The following is a 7724-nucleotide window of genomic DNA, read 5'->3' as shown; positions in this document are numbered from 1 at the left end:
GGGCTAGGGGCTAGGGGCTAACAGAATATTTTTTTGGGGTTGGAATACCTTCCCCTTTACTTTTTTCGGCGTTAAAACGCCTCCTACACCTCGCATCTCGTTCCTCGTATCTCGCAAACTTTCAATCTGATACCTGACGGCTCCAAACGTTGGGTTTCGCTCCGCTCTAACCAACCTACTAGCTAATGAGTTAAGCACTGTAAGTCGTCATTTATGGCGACACATAATCGCTAACATTCACGGGCTAAAGCCCGGCCTACATCTTGCTTCTGTGGTTTAGATAAGCATCGCGCGAAATAAATTTCACGCCTACGGGTATGCATTTCAATTTAACTATGTGCAGGCACAATCTAACTTCTAACCACTGATATCTAATATCACCATTTTTTTCGGCGTTAAAACGCCTCCTACAACTCGCATCTCGTTCCTCGTATCTCGCAAACTTTCCCCTATACTTTTGCTAACTTTTCAATCTGAAAGCTGAGGGCTGAAAGCTGATTGCTCCAAAGTTGGGTTTCGCTTCGCTCTAACCAACCTACGAGCTGACAGCTGCACTCATTAAGTTTTACTTAACACCAAACCAAAACTCAATATCGTAATACAATACTACTGTATTCCTTATAACCCCCTCAATTCATGGACTTACAGTTCAGACCTGTTTTATTACAAATAGGATTGATTCGCATTTTTTTACATGTTTTAATTGCGCCTGTTAAAAATATCTAAACATATACAGGACTCACAATGACACCTAAGTTTATTGTTTCTACGCTTTCGACTGCGGTCGCTTTATCTTTAAGCGCTAATGCTTTTGCAAAAGATGTAACTAAAGAAGAGAAAAACTTCGAGCAAATCACTGTAATTGGCTCTGCATCTGCAATTAACGATATTCCTGGCTCTGCTACTTTTATTGATGAGCAAGAACTAGAAAAGTTTGAATATACTGATATCTCACGTGTTTTAAGTGCTGTACCGGGTGTATATGTACAAGAAGAAGACGGCTATGGCCTTCGTCCTAACATCGGTATGCGTGGTACGGGTACAGGTCGTAACGACAAAATCTCTGTAATGGAAGATGGTGTACTTGTAGCACCAGCACCTTATTCAGCGCCTTCTGCTTACTACTTCCCTACTATGGGTCGTATGGAGTCTATCGAAGTACTTAAAGGTGCAGCGTCTGTTAAGTATGGCCCACGTACAACAGGCGGTGTTTTAAACTTAGTTTCTCGTAGCTTACCAACTGAAGGGTCTAAAGGTTTACTTAATGCTGAACTTGGTAGCGATGGCTTCTATAAAGGTCATGCTTACTTCGGTAAAAAGAAAAACAATGCTGCGGGCCTTGTAGAAGTATTCACTTACGGTGCTGATGGCTTTAAAGATTTACCAGTTGGTAGCGACAACACTGGCTTCGAAAAGAATGATTTCTTATTAAAGTTTGGTTTTGACTTTGGTGATAACGAAGCACACAGCCTAGAAATGAAGTTAAAGTACTCAGACGAACGCTCTGACGAAACTTACATGGGCTTAACTGACGCTGATTACCAAGAAAACCCTTACCGTCGTTATGCAGCATCGCAAAACGATGAAATGAACACACAACACAATGCATACCAAATCAACTATGCATATCGTTTTGGTAAAGGTTACGAGCTACTTGCTACAGCTTACCTAAACGACTTCCACCGTAACTGGTATAAAGCAAGCAAAGTAAGCAGCAGCTACCTTGAGCAATACAGCGAGTTTGAAGCAAACCCAACAAGCGAAGGTATTGAAGGTATTGGCGTAAAAGCGAATAACCGTGATTACCAAGCGAAAGGCTTACAAACTGAATTCCATATCCCTGCGGGCAACCACTACATCACAGTTGGTGCACGTTACCACGAAGATGAAATGGATCGTTTCCAATGGGAAGACAAGTACACGCTTAACCAAGACCTATCAATGACGCTTACAGAAAAAGGCGTTCCAGGTTCAAACAGCAACCGTTTAGATAGCGCTGAAGCAACTACCCTATTCATTCAAGATGAGTGGTCACTTGATGCATTAGTCATTAGTGCAGGTCTTCGCTACGAAGACATCACAATCAAACGTGTTGAGTGGGCTAAGTCTGATCCTAACCGTGAAAATGGCCTAACAAAAGATATCAGCAACGACACTGAGATCTTAGTACCATCACTAGGTGCGACTTACACTGTAAGCGATAACTTAACGCTTCTTGCTGGTATTCAAAAAGGTTACGCACCAGCAGCCCCTGGTAATGCGGATCAAGAAGAAGAAGAGAGTGTTAACATTGAGCTAGGTGGTCGTTACGATTACGCGGGCATTCAAGGTGAAGTAATCTACTTTAACTCTGACTACACAAACATGCACGGTAACTGTACTGCAGCTGTAGGTTGTAGCGATGACAATATTGGCGATCAATACAACTACGGTGAAGTATCTGTGTCTGGTTTTGAGCTAAGCGCAGGTAAAGTGTTTGCTACTAACGCAGCTTCATTCCCTGTTCGCTTAACTTACACTTACACTGATTCTGAGTTCGACAATGCGTTTGAATCAGATCTTTGGGGTAGCGTAGAAAAAGGCGATGCAATGCCATACGTGCCTGAAAACCAATTAGCGCTTTCGATGGGTGCTGAGTTCTCAAGCTTCGTATTCGATACGCAAATGCGCTATGTGTCTGATGCTCACGCAGATTTAACAGACTCAGGTCGCAATGCAATCGACAGCCGCGTTGTATGGGATTTAGCAGCTAAATACCTAATCGACGACAAACAAAAAGTATACCTAACAGTAGATAACCTGTTTGACAAAACCTACGTTGCAAACCGCGCAAACGGCGGTATTCAACCAGGTAAACCACGTACCCTACAACTAGGTTACAGCTACTCGTTCTAATAAAACGACTTAGCGAAATATCAAAAGCCGTGTGATGAAAATCCCACGGCTTTTTTGTGGGTGTGAGTTAGCAAGTTAGTAGCCGCGATTTTATATCGCGTAACTCAATGGATATTCACAAAGAGGATAAGAGGCGCTGCGCTTTAGAGGAAAGTAACTAATAGTTTTATTGGGTTACTCATTCACTTCTCATTGTCTTCTCTTTGTGCAAAAAATTATTGAACAACAGAGAACACCGAGGCGCTTCGCGCTACATAGAGAAAACATAATTTAAAATAATAATCACAAAGAGGATAAGAGGCGCTGCGCTTTAGAGGAAAGTAACTAATAGTTTTATTGGGTTGCTCATTCACTTCTCATTGCCTTCTCTTTGTGAAAAAAATTGAACAACAGAGAACACCGAGATGCTTCATGTTACATAGAGAAAACATAATTTAAAATAATAATCACAAAGAGGATAAGAGGCGCTGTGCTTTAGAGGAAAAACAACAAAATCTTATGGTCTTTCTCATTCTTTTCTCATTGTTTTCTCTTTGTGCAAAAAATAGTGAACCACAGAAAAAACAGTAAATTACGCGGGGTAAACCCGCTGCTACGAATTCGGCGTTAAAACGCCTCCTACAACTCCCATCTCGCTAACTTTTCAATCTGAAAGCTGATGGCTCCAAGCGCTGGGTTTCGCTCCGCTCTAGCCAACCTACGAGCTAATGAATCAAGCACTGTAAGTCGTCATTTATGGCGACACATAATCGCTAACATTGACGGGCTAAAGCCCGACCTACGTGTTACTTCTGTGGTTTAGATAAGCATCGCGCGAAATAAGTTTCACGCCTACAGGTGAGCATTTCAGCTACTTTGTTTTCAATCTGATAGCTGACGGCTGAAAGCTGTTAGCTTTAGTTTACCCACAAAAAAGCCGCGGTGATGGGCGTACTGCGGCTTTGCCTAACTTGAAAAATTAGTTTGCTGGGTTATTTCCAGCTTTTCATCTTATGGCCTTTTAAGGCGTAGAATAAAATGAATACATAACTTGGGATCATCACAATGTAAGCGCCTTGTGCGCCTAGGCCTGCTACGTTCCCTAAACCGATTAATAATGGGCCAAGTGCACCACCAGCAATACCCATGATCAGTAAGCCAGATGCAGTGCCTGTTAAGCGACCTAAGCCAGCTAAAGCCAGTGGCCAGATTGCAGGCCAAACCATGGCATTAGCAAAGCCTAATAATGCAATGCATAACAATGGGTCTGGTAATTGTGGGCCACCAAATGGCACTAATAATAGGTTTGAAATAATGAACGAGTCATTGCTACCAAGTACCACTAACAACACGGTGATAATACCGGCAATACCCGACATTAATAATGCCGTTTGTTGGCTCATAAAGCGTGGAATAGTCAAAATACCAATCGCGTAACCAATCAACATACACGCCATGGTGTAAGAGGTCATAACTGAGTAGTCAGCAACGCCAATTTGTAAAGCGTACGAGCCAATGGTGTCTGCGGCAATAACTTCAACAGCAACGTATAGCGCAATACCCACTACACCTAAAACTAAGTGAGGGTGTGCTAGGGTTTCTTTAATTTCACCTTTACCGTTTGATGTTTCGTCTTCATCAAACACTAAGTCAGGCAATGGTGCAAATTTCGCAAAGGCAGCAAATAACATGATTAAAGCAGCAATCAACACATAAGGCATAATCAGGCTATTTGCCATCATGTCTTTTTGCTCTTGCGATAATTTACCTGCGCCATCAACAACACCGCTTACTACTACAGCAGCAAAAATCACAGGCACGATCACACCCGCAAATTTGTTTAATAAGCCCATAATACACACCCGCACAGCGGCTGATTTCTCAGAACCCATTTTAACCACGTATGGGTTAACAGCGGTTTGTAGTACGGTTTGTCCAACACCTATCATTAATTGTGCGAACAAGAATATTTCGATCATTTGCAGTTTCGCAGCGGGAATATACATCAGCGCCGATAAAGCCATAATCGCACAGCCAATCGCCATACCATTCTTATAACCAACGCGCTTGATCAGCATAGCCGATGGGATACCGGCAACTGTTACCGCAATATAAAAAGAAGAGATGATAAACGAAGCTTGTAACGGCGAAAGCTCAAGCATTTGCTGCAAAAATGGTGTAATTGCACCATTAAGCCACGTTATACACCCTAAGATAAAAAACATTGAGCCGGCCAATATCATTGGCAGCCAGATGCTTTGTTTTGTGTTGTTGTCACACTCAACCGTTGCTTCCATAATTGTTCTCTTAGTTTAATTATTTTTATTTGGTTGGAAACTAGTATACAACCCAACAGAGCTGTTTAATTTCCATACCAATCACAAAAATTTAATCATACACTAACAAAAATGACAGCGCTATCATTTTGCGTTCATATAAGTGCAAAAAAGCCGCAGCTAATTGCTTAGCTGCGGCTTAAACTAAATAGTAACAACTAGTTAGGCGTTATTTACCAATTGCTTCTTTTGCGAACAAATGTTTAATTGGGCCAAGGTTGTCTACAAGGCTTAAGCCAACACCACGTACAAGCTTTTTCAGTGGGTTAGCGCCCGCAAATAGCTCTTTTAAGCCTTGCATCATAGCTATGTGCTTTTGTGCATCAAGCTTACGAGTACGTTCATAATCACGCAGCGTGCGTGCACTTGCAAACTCGCCTTGCTCATTTCTTAATAGCTCAATTAAATAAGCGGTGTCTTTTAGACCAAGGTTCATACCTAAACCAGCTAATGGGTGAATGGTATGCGCTGCATCGCCCATTAATACCACTTTGCCCGACACCCACTGCTGGGCATAACGCATCTTTAGTGGAAACGCCATGCGCTCGCTTTGCACTTCACATAAACCACATTGGCCATCGAGTGCTGCCATAACCGCTTTATTAAAGTGGCTATCATCAAGTGCTAAAAGTGTGTCGCAATGCTCAGGGCTTGTTGACCAAACAATTGAGTGCGTATGTTTATCTGGCAAGGGTAAAAACGCCAGCGGCCCTGTTGGTAAAAACACTTGGCGTGCCGTGTTGTTATGCTCATCAGCGGTTTTAACCGTGGCAACAATGGCGTGATGGTCGTAATCTTTAAAAGTAATTGGCATGTTGAACTGCTTACGAATAGCTGAGTTAGCCCCATCTGCCGCCACTAATAATTTAGCAATCACAGGCTCGCCGCTTTCTAGAGTTATAAACACATCAGAGTCGGTTTGATGAATTTGCTGATAGCGGGTTTCGAACAATAAAGTGGCATTACTTTGCTTTTCAAGCTCGCTAATTAAAGCGTATCGAATAATGTCGTTTTCGACGATATGACCGAGCTGCGGTAAGTCGAGATCGTTATGATCAAAATGAATTTTGCCAAAGCTGTCTTGATCACGTACATCCATCGACGTATAGGGTGTAGCACGCTGTTTAATGATCTCTGGCCATACATTTAATGACTCAAATAAACCCTGACTAGCTAGGCTCAATGCGCTCACGCGAAGTGCGTAATCATCACCCGGTAAGGTTTGATTTTTACTCGCATCAATCACCACAACGCTGATATCTGCTTTTGCTAAACCAAGTGCTAGCGTAAGGCCAACACAGCCACCACCGACAATACAAACTTGTGCTTGTTTCATATCCGTTTACCTTGCTTAACCTGACCCATAAGCTGTTTTGCCAGCGGGGTTTTTAACGAGGAGAATAAATCCATTGAGAAAAGGCCAATGCTGCGACCAAGCGCGAGCAATCGTGATGAGTTAGAGAACAAACGCACTAGGCTGTCTGTGAGTGTCATCACGGTAGTAATATCTTTACTGCGAGTTTGGCTGTAATAACGGGTAAAGGCGTAATCACCAAGGTCGTCTCTATTTGCCATATCACACAGTAGTTGCACATCACGCAGGCCTAAATTAAAGCCCTGCCCTGCGATTGGGTGAATAGCATGCCCTGCATTACCAATTAATACCGTACGGTGGCTGCTCAGTGATTCTGCTTTACCATACACAAGCGGATAACTTGCTCGCATACCCACTTTGCTAAATGCGCCGCCGCAGTAACCAAATGCTTTTTGTAACGCAGCTAAAAAGGCATCATCTTCAAGCGCCATAGTGTGCTCAATTTGCTCAGGCTCCATACACCACACCAGTGAGTATCGGTTATTGCTCATTGGCAACAGGGCCATTGGGCCGTGCTCAGTAAAACGCTCAAAGGCATGATGATGATGACCACCAGCCACTTCGATGTTAGCAATAATCGCCGCTTGCTGATAAGCGCGAGTATTAAACTCTATATTAGCCAGTTTACGGCTTTGCGAATGAGCACCATCGGCAATCACCACAAGCTTTGCGCTTAACTGCTCGCCTGAGCTTAGCGTGATATTGGCAAAATCGCTTTGGTATTCAAGCTTGGCAACCGTATCTGGGCAAAACAAACTAACATCAGTACGCGTAAGTTGCTGATGAAGGCTGCGCCCAAATGGGTTCACTTCGACCACATAACCAAGGGCATCATGGCCATATTCTTGGCAATCAATATGCGTTTTACCAAAATGACCACGATCAGACACAGTGACTTTTTTAATCGCTGCCGCAAATGGCGCTTGGCAATCAAACGCATTGATTGATTTTAAGTACTGAACAGACTGCTGAGCCAGCGCAATGCTTCTATCATCAAAGCTAGGATGATAGTCTGCGCTTACTTCATTTGCTTCAATTACAGCGATTGATAACTGCTTATTGCTCTGTTTTAGGCCCAGTGCACAACTTGCACCCGCCATTCCACCGCCGATAATGACAACATCAAACTGCTTTGCCAC

At 43.0% G+C, this 7724-nt stretch carries 4 protein-coding genes; 1 reads left to right on the top strand and 3 read right to left on the bottom strand.

Features of this window, described 5'->3' with window-relative positions; translation table 11 throughout:
* Positions 1-744 precede the first annotated feature (744 nt).
* On the top strand, positions 745-2895 hold the full coding sequence (locus tag BIZ38_RS10885) for a TonB-dependent receptor family protein (RefSeq protein ID WP_138602364.1): 2151 nt from the start codon (positions 745-747) through the stop codon (positions 2893-2895).
* 971 nt (positions 2896-3866) lie between these two features.
* On the opposite strand, the gene nagP is transcribed toward BIZ38_RS10885, so the two are convergent.
* The 3 genes from nagP to ubiH all read right to left on the bottom strand — a co-directional run bounded on the left by nagP (position 3867) and on the right by ubiH (position 7724).
* Positions 3867-5171, bottom strand: coding sequence for an N-acetylglucosamine MFS transporter NagP (nagP, locus tag BIZ38_RS10880; protein WP_187490262.1), 1305 nt, complete (start codon positions 5169-5171; stop codon positions 3867-3869).
* A gap of 208 nt (positions 5172-5379) precedes the next feature.
* Complete coding sequence (locus BIZ38_RS10875) at positions 5380-6546, bottom strand: FAD-dependent monooxygenase (RefSeq protein WP_187490261.1); 1167 nt, start codon at positions 6544-6546, stop codon at positions 5380-5382.
* Positions 6543-7724 (bottom strand): 2-octaprenyl-6-methoxyphenyl hydroxylase, encoded by a 1182-nt coding sequence (gene ubiH / locus BIZ38_RS10870; RefSeq protein WP_187490260.1) that lies wholly within the window; start codon positions 7722-7724, stop codon positions 6543-6545. Before ubiH ends, BIZ38_RS10875 begins: the two co-directional genes overlap by 4 nt.

The organism is Pseudoalteromonas sp. BZK2, from assembly GCF_014349195.1.
Classification (GTDB): domain Bacteria; phylum Pseudomonadota; class Gammaproteobacteria; order Enterobacterales; family Alteromonadaceae; genus Pseudoalteromonas; species Pseudoalteromonas simplex.
The sequence above is the reverse complement of the archived record's forward strand: the minus strand, read 5'-3'. Positions and strand labels throughout refer to the sequence as shown.